The following is an 18722-nucleotide window of genomic DNA, read 5'->3' on the forward strand; positions in this document are numbered from 1 at the left end:
GCGATTGCTGCTAGCGCATGCGTCGTCGCCAATCGCTTGGAGTCTCGCCGGTCAGCTTCTTGAACGCCGCCGCGAAGGCGGTCTGGGAGGCGTAGCCAAGCGCCGCTGCGACCGACACGACGGATTCGTCAGTGTTGCGCAGCATGTTCATTGCCTGCTCGAGCCGGTACTGGCGCAGCCAGGCGTGAGGCGAAAGCCCGGTGCTTTCCTTGAAGGCACGGCAGAAATGGAAGCGCGACAGGCCAGCGTCCGATGCAAGCGCAGCAAGAGAGACGTCCGCGTCGCTGTCCGAGCGCAACCGCTCGATGGCACGGAGCAGGACCTTCGGCGGCAGCCCACCCATGGTCGGCTGAAACGTGGTTGGCGAGCCCGTGTGCGCAGCCAGAAGGCGGGTGGCCAGAAGATTCGTGAGTTGCTGCCTGAACAGCGCATCCAGGGCCCCATTGCCCTCCAGGCAATCGGCCGCGCTCAAGAGCAATCGGGATGTAATGGGGTCGGGATGCGCCGTTCGCTCCAGGAGATCGCTCGGTGTGGCGGTGTCGGCTTCGCGGGCAACGCGCTTAAGCGTTGCGGGCGGAAGATAGAGTTGAACGACATCAACAGGTTTCGGAATGTCCCACCGGGAGCTTGAGCCGGCCGGAATGATTATCACGACCCCAGGACGAAATGTTCCAATCGCAACCGATCGTCCTGACCGCCGCTCCATGCGCTGCATCGAGCCGTTGTAAGCCATGATGACGTGGTCGGTCATGGGCTCGACGACGTCGTGCAATGGTTCATGTTTCCAGTGGGCGATCCCGGCACCGGAGGGATCCAACGCCATGCGGAAAGGCGCGGTCCCGAGCACACGGGCCATCTCCACATCGGCAGGACGCCCATCGGCAATCGGCACGTTGCTCTGGCGCGCCTCAGATGCGGCTCGCGGGCTCTCCTGCAGTGGATCGCGCAAAATCGGCTTACTCATGGGCGTATGCTCGCATTCCAAAGGCCATGCGCTCACTGCGCGCAGCCGTGTCGTGGGACAATGAGGCGTGGAGCCAGTGCCTCTCGTATGCTTCCAATGATGTTGGAAGGTGCTGCACGAGGGTATCGCGCAGCGAGTCTAGTCTCGCAGGTTCAGCGGATAGACTGACGCTTCTGCTCTCCGGTCTGGCGCCGTTCTTGGGTTCGAGGCTCGGTATGGGTTCTAAGGCCCGTAAAAGTCCGGCGTCTTTCCCAAAGCGGCCATGCTTTGCCAGATCCTGCTCCAAGCGCGCCATTGCGACACTTTGTGATTTGTCGCCCGAACTTCTGATCGAGATGGCCAAGCGACGCAGTAGCGCGCTTTCATGCGACAAAAGTCGTAATCATGTGCCGCGAACGCCATCGTCTTGCCGCTGTTGAACAAGGTCGTTGAGCGAGTCGTTTCCCGCTCTCGGTCGGGGGCGCTGTCGGCTCTTTCACAAACGCACGCTGGAATCGCGCCGTGATTTGCCACCTCGTCGGGCGGAATGTTTCTTGCGACCAAGCCGCAAGGGTCGAATCAAATTGAAATCGCTTTGAAATTCATTTTGTCGTGATTGGTCCGGTATGCTGTCAGGACGGCTACGCATTCACCGGGCGAGCGTGGACAGTGGCTCACTGATCCTCGATACTGCCAGCGTGGCCTCGCGGACGACAATGACTCGCATGGTCCAATTCCATTGATGAGGTCAACCAATATGAGACAGGCGGGCGCCTACGGTCAGAGGCTCGGGCGACGCTTCCGCCTGAAGGAGGCGCCCTCGCTGGTCACGCGTACATTGCGCAGCGCCGAACTCGCCGTGACTGAAACCCGGGACGATGATCCCGTGCCAGGTCTTTCCGGCTCGATGCCTTCTGAGGATGCCTATCTCGTCAGCCTCAAGTTTCGCGACTACCCGGACTGCGAGTGCTGGGAGCGCGGACGATGCGTCATCAAGACGGATGTCGATGGTGGCGCAACCTATCTGTACGACCTGAAGCGCAATCCCCGTTACGTGATCGACAAGCCGTTCCACTCCATCTTTTTCTATCTGCCGCGCGCGGCGCTCGACGATATCGCCAGGCAGGCCGGCGCACCGCTCATTGGTGAACTCGCCTACGAGCCGGGTATCGGCCATGACGACGCGGTCGTCCGTCATCTCGGTGCGTCGCTTGTGGAAGGACTGCGTCGGCCGGACGAGACCAACCAGCTGTTCGTCGATCACATGATGCTCGCGCTCACCGCGCACGTCGCCCAGACCTATGGCGGACTGAAGCGTGCCACCGAACCGGCCCGCGGCGGTCTTGCCCCGTGGCAGGAGAAGCGCGCCTGCGAAAGGCTCGAATCCGACCTCGCCGGAAAGATTTCATTGGAGCAAGTCGCGGCGGAGTTTGACCTCTCGGTCAGTCATTTCTCACGCGCATTTCGCATCTCCACCGGCCTGCCGCCGCACCAGTGGCTGCTTCGCCAGCGCGTGAAGGCGGCCAAGCAGTTGATGACTGTTCGCGACCTGCCGCTGTCCGAGGTTGCGATATCGGCCGGCTTTGCCAATCAAAGCCACTTCACGCGGGTCTTTTCGTCCGTGGTCGGCGTCAGCCCGGGAGCGTGGCGTCGCGAAGCGCTCAGCGCCCCGGACGAGAAGTAACTTAAGGATAATACCGGGCGCCTCGTCCGATCAGCGACGCTTCGCCAGTGAGACGGTGTAGGCGGCGTGGCGCGCCGCAAAGATCTCGTCCGGCGGATGGCCGATGCCTTCGGCGAGATTTGCTGGATCGAAGATGGACGCGTCGCACGCATCATTCGCTTCAGGACCGGTGATGACGATCGTTCCCAGCCGCACCGCTTCGCGATTGTCCTCATCCGGCCATCGAATGGTCACGTCCATGGTGGGATCGCCGGGACGGTCGAGCAGCGCCATCACGTTGAACCGGACATCGCCTGCCGCGATCCGGTTTTCGAGGTCACCATGCAGAAAGTCGGCGGACTTCGCTTTGGCCTCGTCCTCGGTCAGCGTGATGTCTCCGCCGACAGGAACGACCATGAACTTGATGAATCGCGTCTCGCCCTTCGAATTCGTTGCGGGAAAGCAGTGCACTCCCCAATAGGTCGTGCCGGCAAAACTCCCGGGCAGTGGACGCGCGGCGATGTAGTTTGCCTGATGCAGCGTTTCGGGATTGGCGGCGGAGAACGCCTTGACCTTCGCCATATCCGGCTTGCCGTCCGATCCCGGAATCCGCGCCTTGAGGAACGCCTGCATCTGGTCGAGCGTCCTTGCAAAATGCACCGGAGCGCTTTCCACGAGAATATCCGAGCGATGGCGATCGTCGCCAAGCCTGAAGCTGAAGCCGCGCAGCACGAGGTTGTTTGTATCCGCGACGTTAGGATTGCCGCCACCCACCGAGAAGCGCGCCAGCACGCGCGACGGTCTGGTGAAACTTGGGGATTTCGTAATCTCCGCCGCCCGATCCGACGGGGCATAGGTGCCGCGAACGCAACGGCCCTTGGCAAAGCTCGCGCGCACCTTTGGCGGATCGCCAGCTACCGCTTTCAGGGCATCGACGATGGACGCGGGCGTGGCCGCGCCAGTTGGGAACCGGGACATGGCGGGACCTTGGCTTTGAGTGTTCAATACGAGTTCTAGGCGACGTACCGGTCCGGTGTCTTTCCCAAAGCGGCTGTCCCTTGTCCGATCCTGCTGCTACTAGCCATCGCTGACGAGAGGGGCAGGTCGTCGCGCACGTTACACCTGTAACACGATAGGCCGGTCTCGAAATTATTTCGTATCGCTTGCCCCATAGCGTCTGCAGTGGCCGACATTTCATCGTCCAACGCATCGATTTTGATTTTTGGGGCAATACAGGATGTTCGAATGGCTCGAGCCCGCGGCGTTGGTCGTCATCGCGGGATTGCTGGCATGCTCAAGTATTCGTGGCTGGCGATCGAAGAAACCAATTGTCAAATGGGGCGGAGCAGGTTTGGCGGCTTTGGCTTCCGTCATTGCCTTCTCGATCAGCGTGCTGCTGACCATCGGACTGTTCAAGCTGCACGCACGCAGTGCGCCAGGCGTGGACTTGAAGGTTGCGGGGACCGCGGAGCAAATCCGGCGCGGCCAGACGATCGCGGACAGCTTTTGCAGCGGCTGCCATACCAGGACCGACACGCTCACCGGCGGCGGGGATCTCGGCAAGGATATCTCGTTGCCGATCGGTTCGTTTATAGCCGCCAACCTCACGCCGGTCGGGCAATTAAGCCGGTGGTCGGACGGCGATATTTTCCGCGCCATTCGCAACGGGGTCGATCCTGACGGTCGCTGGCTTGTCATCATGTCCTACACCAATGCCGGAAAGCTGAGCGACGAGGACACCAAAGCGGTGATTGCCTATCTCCGCAGTCTGCCTGCTCTGGGAGAAAAGACGATAAATCCGGCCGATCGTCTCACCCCGCTGGGCATCGCGATGTTGGGCGCGGGCATGCTGCCAACGGGCAAGCCCGTCTCAACAGAACATGTTACCGCGCCACCAAAAGGTCCCACGTCGCGATACGGTGAATATCTCATTTCGTATCAAGACTGCCGCGAATGCCATGGCAAGGATCTGACCGGCGGCAAACCCGGCCAGCTCGCGCCGCTAGGGCCCGACCTCAATGTCGTAAAGGGCTGGAAATTCCAGGAGTTCGTCGCCACCATGAGGACCGGTGTCGATCCGAACGGTCACACCCTCGGCAATCAGATGCCGTGGCAGCCGATCGGCAGGATGGAAGATGACGACCTTCGCGCCGTTTATGAGTATCTGACGCATCTGCCCGCAGCCTGAACAACCCCGTGCGGCGCTCGCATCCTTAGAATGAGGGCTAGTTTTTCGGGCTCGAATCCGCGCCCAGCAATTGGCCGGTCTTGCGGCTGAGAAAATGCAGTCGCGTGCAGGCGGGGCAGCTTACCGCCGTGAATTCGTTCTGATCGGTATTATCTTCCTCGTCCAGGCTGTGCTGAACGTTGAGATGGGTATTGGGGCAGACGAAGATGAAATGTCTCATCCGCTCTTTGTCGAAGATCTGCAATCGGACGATTTGATCTAGCGCAAGGTTTTGGCCCGCGGAGGCGAAATGCCCCCACGGCCCGGTGCCGTTATATGACGCGCGATGCATCCGGATGGTTTGATCCAGAACAAACCGCGGAGAATGGTACCGAGATAGCCTGCTGTCGTTGTCGAATCGTGTGCAGCTACGACCACGTTTCGCGCCGTTCGGCAGACTGAGGACAAGTACCGGAGCTTCATCATGGGCAAACTCAAGATTCCGCATGACGCCATCGTATTCGTGGGCGACGGGCGGAAAGCGCTGTTCCTCCGCAACGAGGGCGATGAGAAATTCCCCAATCTGAAGACCGAGCGAGTCTTTGAGCAGCAAAATCCCTCGACCCATGATCAGGGCAGCGAGCGGCCCGGACGCACGAAGAAGCCGGGTTCGGGGCAGCGAAGTACGGTCGAGCCGGTGGACTGGCATGATCTCGAAGAGCACCGGTTCGCGCGACAGGTGGCGGCGGCCGCCGAGCAGGTCATCCGCAGCGGCAAGGCAAAGGCCCTCGTCGTCGTGGCCCCGCCGCGAACCCTGGCGGAGCTTCGAGTTGCCTTTCATGCTGACGTGAAACGGCATATCCTGGCTGAGTTCGACAAGGATCTCACCAAGCATCCTGTCGGCGAAATCGAAAGGCATCTGGTTGGATGATCCGCGGGTGATGCCCGCTGATCTTGATGCATAACGTGTTCTCACGCGCCTCTGCGGGAGAAAATGATGTCCTCTGTTCCTCGAAAGCGGCGTGATGCAGTGTGGCCAAGCGTCGCTCGGAAATCGTCTGGTCTCACGGACCCATCGTTCCGAAAATCACACCGCGCTTTGATGCCGCCGCGTTTGAAAGCGGAAAGTTCGGGCATGGAGGACGGCGTCCACCTGTGGTTCCGCGCCTGGTGGGGATCTGCGCTGCAATTTCGGGTCATCGCCTATTCGGCTTGCGCGAGATCAACGCGAGGCCTCGCGGGCTGGCTCAGCTAGCAGAGGAAAAGAGGAGCTACGCGGATGGCGCGCTTCATTGCCCGATTTTACAAAAATGTGCTCGGCGAGAACGGCCAGGTCGGCGACATCTGCCAGTGCACGGTGGACCTCGACGTCCCGGACGACGCGCAAGCAGTGGACGTTGCCAAGCAGAAATTCTGCGAGATGCACGGGGTTCGTGATTGGACCCTGCACGCCGATCGGCTCGAGGTGGAGCCGGCTGACTTTCCGTCGTAGGCAGCACGAATCCGGGCCTGCGTGCTATGCACGCATCCCGGAATGACGCTTGTGTGGGGCTAAGCCTCGTTACGGACAGGGATGGCGGTAACCGTCGTTGCCGAGATAGGTGCCCGAGGCGGGATCATAGGAGCGGAAGCGCTGCGCGCAGTAAGCTTGGGCGTTTGCGGCTTGTGCCTGGCTGGATGCAATGGCACCGCCGATGATGGCGCCGGCGGCGAGTCCGCCAAGCACGGCCGCGCCGGTTCCGTATCCTCGTCCCCCATATCCGCGACGGCCGTAACCATAATGGCGGTAACCGGGACCACCATGCCAGCGGCGGTATTGCACCTGCTGTGCCGAAGACTCCTGTACCATCGGGGACGGCATCATCGGCGCGGCTCGAACAGGTAGGGATGCCGATATCGTCAGCGCTGTGGCGGCGGCCATCAAGAAAATCCTACGCATGTTCACGGCTTGCTCCTTTTCTTGTTTAGTTGGGAACACAACGGCCGTGCTGCCGAACGGTTCCCGGGACTTCCCGCTCGCGACGACAGAGAGTCAGCGAAGCGTTAACTCCCAGTACAAGATTCCGCCCCTGCGGTCATCACAAGATCAGTCGGCCCTCACGTGCGAATATGAAGGGCTCCGTTGCATCTCTGCCGTGTGATCCGATTCGCCTTCGGATGCTTTTTTGGGCCGAAAACGCCAATTTTTGCCGAAACTTTCAGCGCGCGTGATCGCGCTTGCCGCGCTACCTAAATGCTGTGGGCGAGGGTGGCGCTTCATGGTCGTGAGGCGGACGCGAAGGAGGGTAATCAACATGCTCGAAGCGGCACGGGTTTCGCAGTCCAGTCTGCCGGTGATCGATATCTCCGGCCTATCGTCGCCAAACCTGTCGGATCGCAAGGCGGTTGCCGCCAAGCTGCGCGCCGCCTGTTTGTACAACGGCTTCTTCTACATCTCGAACCATGGCGTCGACGAAGAGCTTATCGCCGATGTCTTCGCCGAGGCTGCTGCCTTCTTCGATCTATCGCCCGAGATAAAGGCCGAGGTCGACAAGTCGCGCTCGAAGGCCAATCGCGGCTACGAGCCGCTGCAGGGCCAGACGCTGGAGCCCGGCGCGCCGCCCGACCTCAAGGAAGGCTATTATGTCGGGCCCGAGCATACGCGTGACGATCCGCGCGTGCTCGCCGGCATGTTTAATCACGGCGCCAACCAGTGGCCGTCGTCGCGGCCGAACTTCAAGCCGGTGATGGAAGCCTATCTCAACGTGATGCTGGACCTGTCGGCGCGGATGATGGGCGGCATCGCGCTGTCGCTCGATTTGCCCGAAGACTATTTCGAGGGTTATTGCACCGACGCTATGGCGACCGTGCGGCTGCTGCACTATCCGCCGCAGCCTGCAAACGGCAATCCGGATCAGAAAGGCGCCGGCGCGCACACCGATTTCGGCGGGCTGACACTGTTGCGCCAGGGCGATGTCGGCGGCCTGCAGGTCTGGGACCAGGCAACCGGCGGCTGGATCCATGCCGACCCCGTGCCTGGCACCTACGTCGTCAATCTCGGCGACATGATCGCGCGCTGGACCAACGACAAATACCGCTCAACGCTCCATCGCGTGGTCAACGTATCAGGCCGCGAGCGCTATTCGGTGCCGTTCTTCTACACCGGCAATTACGCGCACACGGTCGAATGCATCCCGACCTGCCTTGCACCGGGCGAGCAGCCGAAATACCCGCCGATCACGGTCGAGGAGCATATGCGCGCGATGTACAAGCGGACCTACAAGTAGTCGGTCGTCGCCATGAGTGCTCCATCCCCGCGCTACACCTTCATCCTCATCCACGGCGCCTGGCAGGGCGCCTGGGCCTGGGAGACCATCGTCCCGCGCCTGAAAGCGCTCGGGCACGAGGCTGTCGCCGTCGACCTGCCGGGCAACGGCCACAACCCGCTGCCACCCGAGCAGGTCAACCTCGACCGCTACGCTGCGCATGTTGTCAACATCATCGACAGGACCGAGGGGCCGATCATCATGGTCGGGCACAGCATGGGCGGCACGGCGGCCGCGCAGGCCTGTGAGCTGCGGCCCGAACGGATCGCGCTCGCGGTCTTCCTCTGCGCGTTCATGCTTCCTGACGGGATGTCCGTGCTGCAGTTCTACGAGCGCTATCTTGAGCCATGGATGCGCGGCGCGCATGCGCGTGTCACCTACGATGACGCAGGTTTATTGTCGCGCATCGACCCGGCTTCCGCGGTCGAGGTGTTCTACCAGAAGGCGGATCGCGCGTTGGCCGAGGCCGCGGCGCGTCGCCTGACGCCGCAGCCCGAAGGTGGCCGCCGCTCGCAACTGAAGCTGTCGCCGGAGTGCTTCGGCACCGTGCCGCGCGTTTATATCGAGGCGCGCGAGGATCGCTCGGTGCACCTGCCGCTGCAGCGGAAGATGCAGGAGCTGTCGCCGTGCCTCGAAGTCTATGGCCTCGACAGCGACCACGCGCCGCAGCTCTCGCAGCCGGATGAGCTGGTTGCGCTGTTCGTGAAGGCGGTCGCCGCGCACGCCCGCACGCTGTGACGGATTTTGCGACCGCGCTTCAATCGCGACGGCAGATCGATGCTTCATTTGTAGGCAAATGGTGCTCATTTCACTTCGTTGACAGCGTTTTCGCGCAACCTATCCTGACCGCAGTTTTGGCGAGCTGAACAGATCAGATGAAGCCCTCCATCTTTGGCTACCAGGCGCCAACATCAATCGACGAAGCAATCAGCATTCTGGCCGGCGATCCCGATGCAGTCGTGCTCGCCGGCGGGCAGACATTGTTGCCAGCGATGAATTTTCGCGCCGCCAATCCGTCCACGCTGGTGGACATCCAGCATGTGGCCGATCTGCGTGGCATCGAGGTCGGCGCCGACGTCATCGTCGTGAAGGCGATGACGCGTCACCGCGAATTCGAACTCGATGCGGAGGTTGCGCGCGTCAATCCGCTGGTCGCTGAGGTCATGCAGCATGTTGCCCATGTGCCGATCCGCAACCGCGGCACGGTGGTGGGCAGTCTCTGCCACGCCGATCCCTCCGCGGAAATGCCGCTGCTGCTAGTCTTGCTCGGAGGCTCCGTGATCGCGCAGGGGCCGTCGGGGCAGCGCGAGATTGCGGCCGAGGATTTCTTTCAATCGTTCCTCACCACCGCTCGCGAGCGGGACGAGATCATCACCGAGGCGCGCTTTCCGGTGCTGTCGAAAGGAGCGGGATGGGCCTTCGACGAGGTGACGCGGCGTCATGGCGACTACGCGATTGTGGGTGTCGGCTGCGTGCTGTCGCTCGATGATGGCGGCCGTGCGTCGCGCGTGCAGCTTGCGGCCTGCGGCATTGCGGATACGCCGGTGCGCCTGAACGAGGCGGAGAATACCCTCACGGGCACGGTGCTCGGTGCGTCCGATCTCGACGCCGCGGTGGCAGCTTCCGCTGCGGCCGTGACGCAGCCTGACGAGACGCATGTGTCCCAAACCTATCGCCGCAGGGCGCTCGGCACGCTGATCCGCAGGATGGTGACGACGGCCGCGCAACGCGCCACGCAGATGGAGACCGCCTGATGGCGCGAACGATGAAGGCCGCGATCCCCGACCGCTCGGCCGATGCCGAAGTCGACGTGTCGATGACGGTCAATGGCGAGGCCGTCAGCCGCAGCGTCAGCGTTCGCATGCTGCTCAGCGACTTCCTGCGACATGAACTGGGGCTGACAGGCACCCATGTCGGCTGCGAGCACGGTGTCTGCGGCTGCTGCACGGTGCTCCTTAACGGCAGGGCCGGCCGCTCCTGCCTGACGCTGGCGGTGCAGGCGAATGGCTACGATATCCGCACCATCGAGTCGGTCGCCGCCGCTGACGGCACGCTTCATCCGGTGCAGCAGGCGTTCAAGGAGTGCCACGGCCTGCAATGCGGCTATTGCACGCCGGGCATGGTGATGAACATCGTCGCCCGCTTCGAGGAGCCGGGAAAGCTTGATCTTTCCGACGAGGGTATCAGGGATCTGCTCTCCGGCAATCTCTGCCGCTGCACCGGCTATCTCAACATCATCGCTGCGGTGCGCCGCGCCGCCGAACTGCTCGGACGGGCCTGATGTCGACACGCCAGTTCGGAGCGCGCGTCGAGCGCAATGTCGATCCCAAGCTGCTGCGGGGCGAGGGCGCCTTCGTCGACGACATTCCGCTGCCGGATGCGCTGCACGTCGCCTTCCTGCGCAGCCCGCATGGGCGGGCGCAGATCGTCTCCATCGACACGTCGGCGGCGAAGCGCCATCCGGGCGTTGCGGCGGTCTTTACGAGCGACGATATCGGCGCGCTCGACGTCGAGATGCCGCTGTTGATTCCGCACCCTTCGATGAAGAATCCGAAGACCCAGCGTCCGCTGGCGCGGGGCGATGTCTATTATGTCGGGCAGACGGTGGCGATGGTGGTCGCGGTCGACCGCTATACCGCGGAAGATGCCGCAGCCCTGATCGAGGTCGAGTATGCGCCATTGTCGCTCGAGATGGATCTGGCGAAGGCGCTGACCGACGACGCGCCGCTTGTGCATGCCGACGTGCCGAACAATCTGGCGGCGCATTTCATCCAGACCAGCGGCGATCCGGACGACGCTTTTGCACGCGCTGAGCACGTCACCAAGATCACCGTGCAGGTCGACCGCTCGACAGCAGCGCCGATGGAATGCCGCGCGGTCGCGGCGCGCTGGGATGCGGTATCCGGTGAACTCACAGTATGGGACGGCACGCAGGCGCCGATCTCGGTGCGCGGCGGGCTTGCGTCCGTGTTCGAGCTCGATGAGGACAAGGTCCGCGTCATCGCCCCCGATGTGGGCGGCGGCTTCGGGCAGAAGGTGCTGCTGTTCTATCCCGACGAGCTCCTGGTACCGATGGCGGCGATGCGGCTTGGGCGCCCCGTGAAATATATCGAGGACCGCCGCGAGAATTTCCTGGGCTCCTCGCAGGAGCGGACCCAGATCCACACCATCGAGCTCGCCGCGCTCAGGACCGGAGAGGTGATTGGGCTGCGCGATTTCTTCCTGCACGACACCGGCGCCTTCATTCCCTATGGCATCGCCGTGGCGCAGGTCGCCTCCACCTCGATCGCGGGCCCGTACCGGATCCCCAACATCTTCGTGGAGTTCAAGGCGGTCTATACGCCGACCGTGCAGGTGACGCCCTATCGCGGCTGCGGCCGCCCACAGGCCTGCTTTGCCATCGAGCGCGCGATGGATCAGCTCGCCGAGGAACTCGGGCTCGACCGTTTCGAGATCCGTCGCCGCAACTTGATCGCCGAGAACCAGTTTCCCTATGAGCGCGACGGATTGCTGTTTGCGGATGGGCTCAAGGTCACGCTCGACAGCGGCCAGTATGGCAAGGCGCTGGCGATGGCCGCGGCCGAGCTTGGCGCGGAGAATTTCGCCGCCGAGCAGGCGAAGGCGCGCGCCGAGGGACGCTATCTCGGGCTCGGGCTCGCCTGTTACGTCGAAGGCACCGGCCTCGGTCCCTACGAGGGAGGCCACGTCAAGATTCATCCGATCACCGGCAAGGTCTATGTCAACACCGGTCTCAGCACGCAGGGGCAGGGGCACGACACCGTGTTCGCGCAGATCGTCGCCGATCAGCTCGGTGTCAGCCCGCAGGACGTTATCGTGGTCGAGGGTGACACCAAGGCGTTCGACTGGGGTGTGGCGACCTTTGCGAGCCGCGCCGCCGTCGTCAGTGGCAACGCGATCCACAAGACCGCGCTCACTGTCCGCAAGAAGGTGATCGAAGCCGCCGCCAACATGCTCGATGTCGACCCTGACCAGATCGAGCTGCGCGACTCTGCGGCGTGGGTGAAGGGCTCGAACCGCTTTGCGCCGCTGGCGGCGATCGCAACTGCGAGCAATCCCTTACGTTACGCTTTCAACAAGGCCGCGCAGGCGGCGACACAATTCGCGCCAGCGAGCAAGCATGATGGCCCGCCGCTTGCCGACGGCCAAGCGCCGGGACTTGAAGCCACCGACTATTACAGCCCGTCGCGATCGACCTGGGCCTATGGTGTTCACGGCGCAATCATCGAAGTCGATCCCGGTCTGTGCACGGTGAAGATCAGGAAGTATGTCTGCATCCACGATTGCGGCAACATGATCAATCCGATGATCGTGGAGGGGCAGGTGCTCGGCGGCATCGCGCAGGGGATCGGCGGCGCGCTCTACGAGCATCTCGACTACCAGGCCGACGGTAATCTCGCCAATGCCAGCCTGATGGATTTCCTGGTGCCTTACGCGACCGAGATTCCCAACGTCTCGATCCTGCACCTGGAGACGCCGACGCCGCTCAATCCGCTGGGCGTCAAGGGCGTCGGCGAAGCCGGCTGCATCGCGGTCGGCGCGGTCGTCGCCTCCGGCGTCGAGGACGCGCTGCGTCCATTTGGTGCGCTGAAATTCCACCAGGTGCCGCTCTCGCCGAACATGATCTCGCACGCGCTGGAGCAGGTCGGGTACTAAGCGGCTCCGCTATATACCTCGCCCCGCTTGCAGGAGAGGTCGGATCGCATCGCAGATGCGATCCGGGTGAGGGGGAGTCTCCGCGCATCATGGTCCCACCGTCATCGCGGAACCAGCCCCTCACCCCGACTCTCTCCCCGCAAGGGCGGGGAGAGAGAAGTCACCGCCGCTCCTCGCGCACATGCGGCTGGCCGAGTGCGCCGGGCTCCTGCGTGATGCCGGAATCCTTGGTGCCGACCCAGATCATGACGGCGATGGTCGCGAGATACGGCGTCATCAGCATCAGATATTGCGGCACGCGGATGCCGGCCGCTGCGATTTGCGGGATCAGCGCCTCGATGCAGCCGAACAGAAGCGCGCCGGCGAGTGCGGGCCACGGCGCCCAGCGCGCGAACACGACCAGCGCCACCGCGATCCAGCCGCGGCCGCCGGTCATCCCGGTCACCCATAGCTTGACGCTGACGACCGAGATGTAGCCGCCGGCCAAGCCGATCAGCGAGGAGCCGGCGACGATCGCGAAGATCCGATGCAAGGTGACGCTGACGCCGGCGGCGTCCGCGGCGCCCGGGTTCTCGCCGACCGAGCGGATCCGCAATCCGAGCATCGTGCGGAACAGCAGAAAGTTGACAGCGAAGAAGATCAGGATGGTGAGATAGACGATCGGATCCTGCTGGAACAAGATGCGCCCGATCCCGGGGATTTCCGACAGCGGCCAGATCTTCAGCGGCGCAAGGCCCGTCAGTTGCTTGTTCTGCCATTTCGCCAGCGTGCCGACGAGGCCGGTAAAGCCTTGGCAGAAGAACACCACCGACAGTCCCGCGATCACCTGGTTGATGCGCAGCACCACCACCAGCACCGCAAACAAGAGCGAGACCGCGCTCGCCGCCACCATCGCGGCGACGAGCGCCACCGCCGGATAGCCGCCGAGCGCGAGGCAGGCGCCCGCGCCCGCGAGCGCGCCGACCAGCATCAAGCCTTCCGCGGTGAGGTTCAATACGCCGGAACGTTCGGCGATGATCAGGCCGAGCGCCGCAAGCGCGTAAGGTACCGCGGTGACGGGAGCGTTGGCCAGCCAGTTGACGAGGAAATCGATCACAGCTGTCCTCTCAACGTATCCACCTGATGCGGTGACGGATCAGGAATTCCGACGACGCAACCGTCATGACGATGATCGCTTCGATCATCTGCACCATGGTGAAGGGGATCTGGTAGAATACCTGCAGCGTTTGGCCGGTGATGAAGAGCACCGCGATCAGGAAACCGACGATTGCGACCACGATCGGATCATTGCGCGACAGGAAGGCGATCAGCACGCCGGAGAACACGTAGCCATTGGCGAAGGATTGCGTGAGCCGGCCTTCCTGGCTGGCGACATTGACGAAGCCGCCGAGCCCCGAGCAGGCGCCGGAGATCGCGATGATCCAGATCGTCGCCGTCTGCACGGGCACGCCAACGACTTTCGCCATGCGCGGATTGGCGCTGATGAAGCGGGTGTAGAAGCCGATGCGGCTGAGATGGATCATCCAGCCGGCTGCGAGCACGCCGCCGAGCGCGATCAACAGACCGGTGTTGACGCCATAGCCGATATCGGTCAGCCGCTCGAAGGGACGAAAGGGCGTGGACTGCGGGAACGCGGTCTTGGAGTCCTGCCAGGCGCCGTAGAGCAGGTGGAACAGGAAATACATCGCCACGTAATTCAGGAGCAATGTCGCGATGATCTCGTTGACCCGGAAGCGCAGCTTCAGGAACACGACTAGCAGCACCCAGAGCGCGCCGCCGAGTGCTGCGGCCATTCCCATCAGGATCAGCCGCGTGGCCGGCGGGCCGATGTCATAGATCGAGATCGCGGCGGCAAAGATGCCGCCGAAGACCATCTGGCCCTCGATGCCGAGATTCCAGAAGCCGATGCGGAAGGCGAGGCTTGCGCCCAAGCCGACCAGGATCAGCGGCGCGGCCTGGATCAGCACGCCGCGCAGGTTCTCCGCGGTCAGCACGCCCGCAAGCTCGCTGGCGAGCGTCAAGGGTGGGATGCCGGCCACCGCGAGGATCGCGACCGAAATCGCAAGGCCGAGGATCAGCGACGATCCGACGAACACCGCCTGTTTCCATGCCGGCAGGTTCTGGCGCACGTCGAGCGTGAGGCGGCCGAAGCCGCGCGAGGTTACGGGGGTCAATGGTTCGGCTCGGCGCGAGATGTCATGCATGGTCGACCATGGCGCGGCCGATCGCCTGGCGGTCCGCAGGGCGTTCGAATTCGGCGACGATCGCGCCGCGGGTCATCACGCCGATGCGGTCGGACAGGCTCAGGATCTCGTCGAGGTCCTCGCTGATCAGGACGATGGCGGCGCCGCGCTCACGCGCTGCGATCAGGCGTTGATGCACTGCGGCACAAGCGCGCGCATCGAGACCGCGGCTCGGGCTGTGCGCGACCACGACGTCCGGCTCGCGGCTGAACTCGCGGGCGATGACGAGCTTCTGCGCGTTGCCGCCGGACAAGAGTGAAGCCTTCTGCTTGACGCTGCGCACGCCCTGCACGTCGTAATCCTTCACTGCCGCGATGGCGTCGCGGCGCATCGCTGTGCGATCGAGCCTGACAATGCTGCCGTAGCGCCCGGAGCGGATCTGCGCCACCGCAAGATTGTCCTGTATCGGCAGGCTGCCGGCGAGCGCGTAGGCGTAGCGGTCGGCGGGGATCGCGGCGATCGCAGCTTCCCGCCGCTTGGTCGGGCCGGCATGGCTGATGTCGCCGGCGCCATCCACCCAGATCTCGCCGGTGGAGGGCTCGATCGCGCCGATCAGCGCTTCCGCAAGCTCGGCCTGGCCATTGCCGCTGACGCCGGCGATGCCATAGATCTCTCCGGCGCGCACAAAGAAGCTAGTGTTATTGAGCATGGTCCGGCCGTCGGCGCGCGTATAGGTGAGGGCGCCGACATTGAGCCGCGTTGGCCCGCCCTGGTGTGGCGTCCGCTCCGGCAGAGCCGAGGTCTGGCCGACGGTGAGCTCGGTCAATTCTTCCGCGGTCGATTGCCTGGGATCGAGGGTGGCCACCGTCTTGCCGCCGCGCATGATGGTCACGACATCGGCGTAGCGCTTCACGTCCTGCAGCTTGTGCGTCACCAGCACGACCGCCGTGCCGGATCGCGCCAATCGCTGCACGATCTCGAGCAGGCCGATGGCTTCGGCGTCGGTCAGCACTGCGGTCGGCTCGTCGAGGATCAGGATCCTGGCGCCGCCGACCAGCACCTTGACGATCTCGGCCTGCTGCTGCTCGGCCACCGTCATGCTGTCGATGCGGCGATCGGGATCGATGGAGAATTTGAGCGCATCGACCTGCTTCTTGATCGCGTCGCGGATGTCGCGCAGGCCGGAAGCGAAATGCGGTTGCGGATTGGCGAGCAATACGTTCTCGGCCACGGTGAAAGGTCTTACCAGCTTGAAGTGTTGGTGCACCATGCCGATCCCGTGAGAGCGGGCCGAGGCAGGTCCGCTCAGCGAGATCGGTGCACCATTGATGGAGATCGATCCGGCATCCGGCGCGTAGAGACCGGCGGCGACATTCATCAGCGACGATTTGCCGGCGCCGTTTTCGCCGAGCAGGGCATGGACTTCGCCGGAGCGGCTCTCGAAGGACGCGCCATCGAGAGCCAGAGCCCCGTCAAAGGATTTCCTGATCCCGGCAAGTTGCAGGGCCGAATTCATCAGAAGCTATGCTCGCCTATTTCTGGGTGATGACACCAGGCACGAACCAGTCCATCTTCCAGAAGCCGGCATCGTCGAGCGACTTGCCTTCGGCGACGCGGACGGTACCGGCGGTGTCCTTGATCGGACCGGCGAAGATCTGCTTGCCGGCGATGATGGCGTCGCGCTCGGCCATCACCTTGTCGACGACCTCCTTCGGCACCACGCTGTTGCAGCAGGCGATGTCGGTGCCACCATCCTTGATGCCGGGGAAGGCGCCATAAGGATTGGGCTCCCAATTGCCTGCCGCGATTTTCTTCAGTTCGGGCCCGAGGAATTTTTCCCAGGTCCAGGCCGATGAGCACAGCGTTGCCTTCGGCGCGAACTCGCGCAGGTCGCGATGGTGGCCGGTGCCGTAGATGCCGCGCTCCTGCGCCACGATCTGAGGGGTGGGGGTGTCGACATGCTGGCCGATCACGTCGATACCCTGGTCGGCCATGGCCTGCGCCGCGGCGCGTTCCTTGACCGGATCGTTCCAGGCACCGGTGAAGATCACGGTCACCGTGGCCTTCGGATTCATCTTCTGCGCGCCTAATTCATAGGCATTGATGGTCCAGTTCACCGGGCCGATCGGATGCGCGGCGACGAATCCGAGCTTGCCGGACTTCGACATCGCGCCCGCGATCATGCCGCAGAGATACTGGCTCTCATAGGTGCGGCCGTAGAAGGATTCGAGGTTCGGGCCGTTGGTGGTGCCGGAGCCGTTGAGGAACGCGACCTTCGGATATTTCTGCGACAGCTCCTTGAACGTGTCGGAATAGCCGAATGCGGTGCCGATGATCACGTTGTAGCCGCGCTGGATGAAGCGCTCCGCGGCCGGCGTGATCTGTCCCGCAACCTCAGGCACATTTTCGACGAAGGGAATCTGCATGCCGACTTCCTTCTCGATCTTCGGGCGCGCCTCGTCATAGGCCTGCGTCCAGCCGCCGTCGGTCTTGTCGGCGAAATAGAGGAACGCGATCTTGGCCGGCGCCGGGAGTGTGAACCCGGCGGCATAGGCGGCTGCCGCGCCGCCTATCAGGGCAACGGCAAGAACAGGAATTGTAGTCCAGCGCATCACGCAGATCCTCTCGATGTGCGAAAATTTGTCGACCGTTCAGGACGGGTTCCGAAAAAATCTTCGCATTGTTGGAAAAAATAGCACGCCAATTGTTTAGTCACCGTCGAGCCAATCGATGAGCAGTCCCCTTGCATCCTTGTCGTCGCGCGACGCGTGCGGTAGCGCGCAGGAATGAGCGAAGCGAGCTTGCGTTCGGCTCGCACATTCCATTGTGTTGCCCGGCGGCATCCGGTCGCGCGCAAGGCGCAAACGAAAATTGATGTGTGATTGATGTTGACGCGCGTTTGCGCGAGCGCCTCCTCGCGGCTTGAATATTGCTTGGCGGCCGCCGATGCGCTGTGATCGATGCGTGCATTGGCGCGGAACGGCAAACTGCTTCGGCGATAGGAGGCGTGATGAAGGCTTATGTGTATGGTGCGAAGCGCGAGCTGTCGCAGGGGTTCGAGGATTTCACGCAGGCCTCGCGGACCGCGATCATCTCCGTCGACATGCACCAGGGACATCTGGCCGATACGCCGGATTGTCCTTGTCCCGCGCCGCGCGCGCGAGAGATCGTCGCGCCGATCGATCAGTTCCATGCCGCGGCGCGCGCGATCGGCGTGCCGGTGATCCACGTCAAATCGGTGCTGCGCAAGGGCGGGGTCGACGACATCGCCGGCATTCCCTCGGCGTGGCGGCGCACCTTTCCGCTCTATGTCGGCGCGATCCCCAACTCCGATGCGCATGCGATCGAAGGTTCGCGCTGGACCGAATTCGTCACCCATGTGGAGCCGCAGGACCTGATCGTCGCCGGCAAGAAGCGGCTGTCGCCGTTCTTCGCTACCGATCTCGATTTTCTGCTGCGGCAGATGAAAGTGCGCACCGTGGTGCTCGACGGCGGCATGACCGATTGCTGTATCCTCAACGCGGCGTTCGATGCCAGCAATCTCAGCTATCGCGTCGTTGTCTTGCGCGATCTGGTGCGCGGCACCAATGAGGAGATGGAAGATGCCGCGCTCAAGATGGTGTCGCTGCATCTTGGCATCGTGACCGACGCCGCCGACCTGCTTGCGGAATGGCGCGGCCGTTGAGCTGAAACCGCGCGGTGCATCAGGAGAAGCAAAAGCGCGGCCGCCGGCCGCTCTGCGCTTTTGCCCCTCGGCCCTGGCCCAACCCATGCAGACTCACCGTCC

General features: G+C 63.2%; 19 protein-coding genes. 10 read left to right on the forward strand and 9 right to left on the reverse strand.

All coding sequences use genetic code 11. The features are described 5' to 3' along the window. Positions 1–10 precede the first annotated feature (10 nt). Positions 11–964, reverse strand: coding sequence for a helix-turn-helix domain-containing protein (locus tag CWO89_RS01355; protein ID WP_130576883.1), 954 nt, complete (start codon positions 962–964; stop codon positions 11–13). Positions 965–1700: 736 nt separating this feature from the next. Between CWO89_RS01355 and CWO89_RS01360 the strand changes: the two genes are divergently transcribed. Continuing rightward, a complete protein-coding gene (locus CWO89_RS01360) occupies positions 1701–2627 on the forward strand; it encodes a helix-turn-helix domain-containing protein (protein ID WP_130576884.1) in 927 nt (308 codons plus the stop codon). A gap of 30 nt (positions 2628–2657) precedes the next feature. Here the strand turns inward: CWO89_RS01360 and CWO89_RS01365 are convergent, their stop codons facing one another. Next, positions 2658–3584, reverse strand: coding sequence for a catalase family peroxidase (locus CWO89_RS01365; protein ID WP_130576885.1), 927 nt, complete (start codon positions 3582–3584; stop codon positions 2658–2660). 259 nt (positions 3585–3843) lie between these two features. Between CWO89_RS01365 and CWO89_RS01370 the strand changes: the two genes are divergently transcribed. Continuing rightward, entirely contained in the window at positions 3844–4794 is a 951-nt protein-coding gene (locus CWO89_RS01370) for a c-type cytochrome (protein ID WP_130576886.1), read from the forward strand. 37 nt (positions 4795–4831) lie between these two features. On the opposite strand, the gene CWO89_RS47505 is transcribed toward CWO89_RS01370, so the two are convergent. Then, positions 4832–5281: a hypothetical protein gene (locus CWO89_RS47505; RefSeq protein ID WP_245475632.1), complete on the reverse strand. Its 450-nt coding sequence runs from the start codon at positions 5279–5281 to the stop codon at positions 4832–4834. Between CWO89_RS47505 and CWO89_RS01380 the strand changes: the two genes are divergently transcribed. Both CWO89_RS01380 and CWO89_RS01385 read left to right on the forward strand, forming a co-directional pair. Next, positions 5258–5704: a baeRF12 domain-containing protein gene (locus CWO89_RS01380; RefSeq protein ID WP_130576887.1), complete on the forward strand. Its 447-nt coding sequence runs from the start codon at positions 5258–5260 to the stop codon at positions 5702–5704. The two genes, CWO89_RS47505 and CWO89_RS01380, sit on opposite strands and share 24 nt — an antisense overlap. 348 nt (positions 5705–6052) lie before the next feature. Then, entirely contained in the window at positions 6053–6265 is a 213-nt protein-coding gene (locus tag CWO89_RS01385; RefSeq protein WP_130576888.1) for a hypothetical protein, read from the forward strand. A gap of 69 nt (positions 6266–6334) precedes the next feature. Here the strand turns inward: CWO89_RS01385 and CWO89_RS01390 are convergent, their stop codons facing one another. Next, on the reverse strand, positions 6335–6694 hold the full coding sequence (locus CWO89_RS01390) for a BA14K family protein (protein WP_245475633.1): 360 nt from the start codon (positions 6692–6694) through the stop codon (positions 6335–6337). Between the two features lie 373 nt (positions 6695–7067). On the opposite strand from CWO89_RS01390, the gene CWO89_RS01395 reads away from it, so the two are divergent. The 5 genes from CWO89_RS01395 to cutA all read left to right on the forward strand — a co-directional run bounded on the left by CWO89_RS01395 (position 7068) and on the right by cutA (position 12752). Next, positions 7068–8039, forward strand: a complete 972-nt coding sequence (locus CWO89_RS01395) for an isopenicillin N synthase family dioxygenase (RefSeq protein WP_130576889.1) — start codon at positions 7068–7070, stop codon at positions 8037–8039. Positions 8040–8051: 12 nt separating this feature from the next. After that, positions 8052–8816 (forward strand): alpha/beta fold hydrolase, encoded by a 765-nt coding sequence (locus CWO89_RS01400; protein WP_130576890.1) that lies wholly within the window; start codon positions 8052–8054, stop codon positions 8814–8816. A 137-nt stretch (positions 8817–8953) separates the two neighbouring features. After that, positions 8954–9832 (forward strand): FAD binding domain-containing protein, encoded by an 879-nt coding sequence (locus CWO89_RS01405; RefSeq protein WP_130576891.1) that lies wholly within the window; start codon positions 8954–8956, stop codon positions 9830–9832. Further along, positions 9832–10359 (forward strand): (2Fe-2S)-binding protein, encoded by a 528-nt coding sequence (locus CWO89_RS01410; protein ID WP_245475635.1) that lies wholly within the window; start codon positions 9832–9834, stop codon positions 10357–10359. The genes CWO89_RS01405 and CWO89_RS01410 overlap by 1 nt, the downstream gene beginning before the upstream one ends. Then, complete coding sequence (cutA, locus tag CWO89_RS01415; RefSeq protein ID WP_130576892.1) at positions 10359–12752, forward strand: aerobic carbon-monoxide dehydrogenase large subunit; 2394 nt, start codon at positions 10359–10361, stop codon at positions 12750–12752. The genes CWO89_RS01410 and cutA overlap by 1 nt, the downstream gene beginning before the upstream one ends. 160 nt (positions 12753–12912) lie before the next feature. Here cutA and CWO89_RS01420 read toward each other — a convergent pair whose 3' ends face one another. Genes CWO89_RS01420 through CWO89_RS01440 form a run of 5 tightly spaced genes read right to left on the reverse strand, consistent with a single transcriptional unit; the run spans position 12913 to position 17921 of the window. Further along, a complete protein-coding gene (locus CWO89_RS01420; protein ID WP_207234374.1) occupies positions 12913–13848 on the reverse strand; it encodes an ABC transporter permease in 936 nt (311 codons plus the stop codon). Between the two features lie 10 nt (positions 13849–13858). Next, the gene (locus CWO89_RS01425) at positions 13859–14926 is read right to left on the reverse strand and encodes an ABC transporter permease (RefSeq protein WP_207234375.1); all 1068 of its coding nucleotides are present in this window, start codon (positions 14924–14926) and stop codon (positions 13859–13861) included. Positions 14927–14948: 22 nt separating this feature from the next. Further along, positions 14949–16451: an ABC transporter ATP-binding protein gene (locus CWO89_RS01430; protein ID WP_130576894.1), complete on the reverse strand. Its 1503-nt coding sequence runs from the start codon at positions 16449–16451 to the stop codon at positions 14949–14951. A gap of 16 nt (positions 16452–16467) precedes the next feature. After that, positions 16468–17547, reverse strand: coding sequence for a BMP family ABC transporter substrate-binding protein (locus tag CWO89_RS01435; RefSeq protein ID WP_130576895.1), 1080 nt, complete (start codon positions 17545–17547; stop codon positions 16468–16470). Further along, entirely contained in the window at positions 17547–17921 is a 375-nt protein-coding gene (locus CWO89_RS01440; protein ID WP_130576896.1) for a hypothetical protein, read from the reverse strand. The genes CWO89_RS01435 and CWO89_RS01440 overlap by 1 nt, the downstream gene beginning before the upstream one ends. Positions 17922–17945: 24 nt before the next feature. On the opposite strand from CWO89_RS01440, the gene CWO89_RS01445 reads away from it, so the two are divergent. Then, complete coding sequence (locus tag CWO89_RS01445; protein ID WP_130576897.1) at positions 17946–18620, forward strand: cysteine hydrolase family protein; 675 nt, start codon at positions 17946–17948, stop codon at positions 18618–18620. Positions 18621–18722 lie beyond the last annotated feature (102 nt).

Origin of the sequence: Bradyrhizobium sp. Leo170 (assembly GCF_004296405.1) — a bacterium.
Taxonomy (GTDB): domain Bacteria; phylum Pseudomonadota; class Alphaproteobacteria; order Rhizobiales; family Xanthobacteraceae; genus Bradyrhizobium.

Bases quoted from the DNA above. Each gene is read 5' to 3' on its own strand.
- CWO89_RS01430 (WP_130576894.1), bottom strand. From the start codon at position 16,451: ATGAATTCGGCCCTGCAACTTGCCGGGATCAGGAAATCCTTTGACGGG.
- cutA (WP_130576892.1), top strand. From the start codon at position 10,359: ATGTCGACACGCCAGTTCGGAGCGCGCGTCGAGCGCAATGTCGATCCC.
- CWO89_RS01390 (WP_245475633.1), bottom strand. From the start codon at position 6,694: ATGGCCGCCGCCACAGCGCTGACGATATCGGCATCCCTACCTGTTCGA.
- CWO89_RS01410 (WP_245475635.1), top strand. From the start codon at position 9,832: ATGGCGCGAACGATGAAGGCCGCGATCCCCGACCGCTCGGCCGATGCC.
- CWO89_RS01355 (WP_130576883.1), bottom strand. From the start codon at position 964: ATGAGTAAGCCGATTTTGCGCGATCCACTGCAGGAGAGCCCGCGAGCC.
- CWO89_RS01370 (WP_130576886.1), top strand. From the start codon at position 3,844: ATGTTCGAATGGCTCGAGCCCGCGGCGTTGGTCGTCATCGCGGGATTG.
- CWO89_RS01435 (WP_130576895.1), bottom strand. From the start codon at position 17,547: ATGCGCTGGACTACAATTCCTGTTCTTGCCGTTGCCCTGATAGGCGGC.
- CWO89_RS01395 (WP_130576889.1), top strand. From the start codon at position 7,068: ATGCTCGAAGCGGCACGGGTTTCGCAGTCCAGTCTGCCGGTGATCGAT.
- CWO89_RS01365 (WP_130576885.1), bottom strand. From the start codon at position 3,584: ATGTCCCGGTTCCCAACTGGCGCGGCCACGCCCGCGTCCATCGTCGAT.
- CWO89_RS01360 (WP_130576884.1), top strand. From the start codon at position 1,701: ATGAGACAGGCGGGCGCCTACGGTCAGAGGCTCGGGCGACGCTTCCGC.
- CWO89_RS47505 (WP_245475632.1), bottom strand. From the start codon at position 5,281: ATGCGGAATCTTGAGTTTGCCCATGATGAAGCTCCGGTACTTGTCCTC.
- CWO89_RS01445 (WP_130576897.1), top strand. From the start codon at position 17,946: ATGAAGGCTTATGTGTATGGTGCGAAGCGCGAGCTGTCGCAGGGGTTC.
- CWO89_RS01400 (WP_130576890.1), top strand. From the start codon at position 8,052: ATGAGTGCTCCATCCCCGCGCTACACCTTCATCCTCATCCACGGCGCC.
- CWO89_RS01405 (WP_130576891.1), top strand. From the start codon at position 8,954: ATGAAGCCCTCCATCTTTGGCTACCAGGCGCCAACATCAATCGACGAA.
- CWO89_RS01385 (WP_130576888.1), top strand. From the start codon at position 6,053: ATGGCGCGCTTCATTGCCCGATTTTACAAAAATGTGCTCGGCGAGAAC.
- CWO89_RS01380 (WP_130576887.1), top strand. From the start codon at position 5,258: ATGGGCAAACTCAAGATTCCGCATGACGCCATCGTATTCGTGGGCGAC.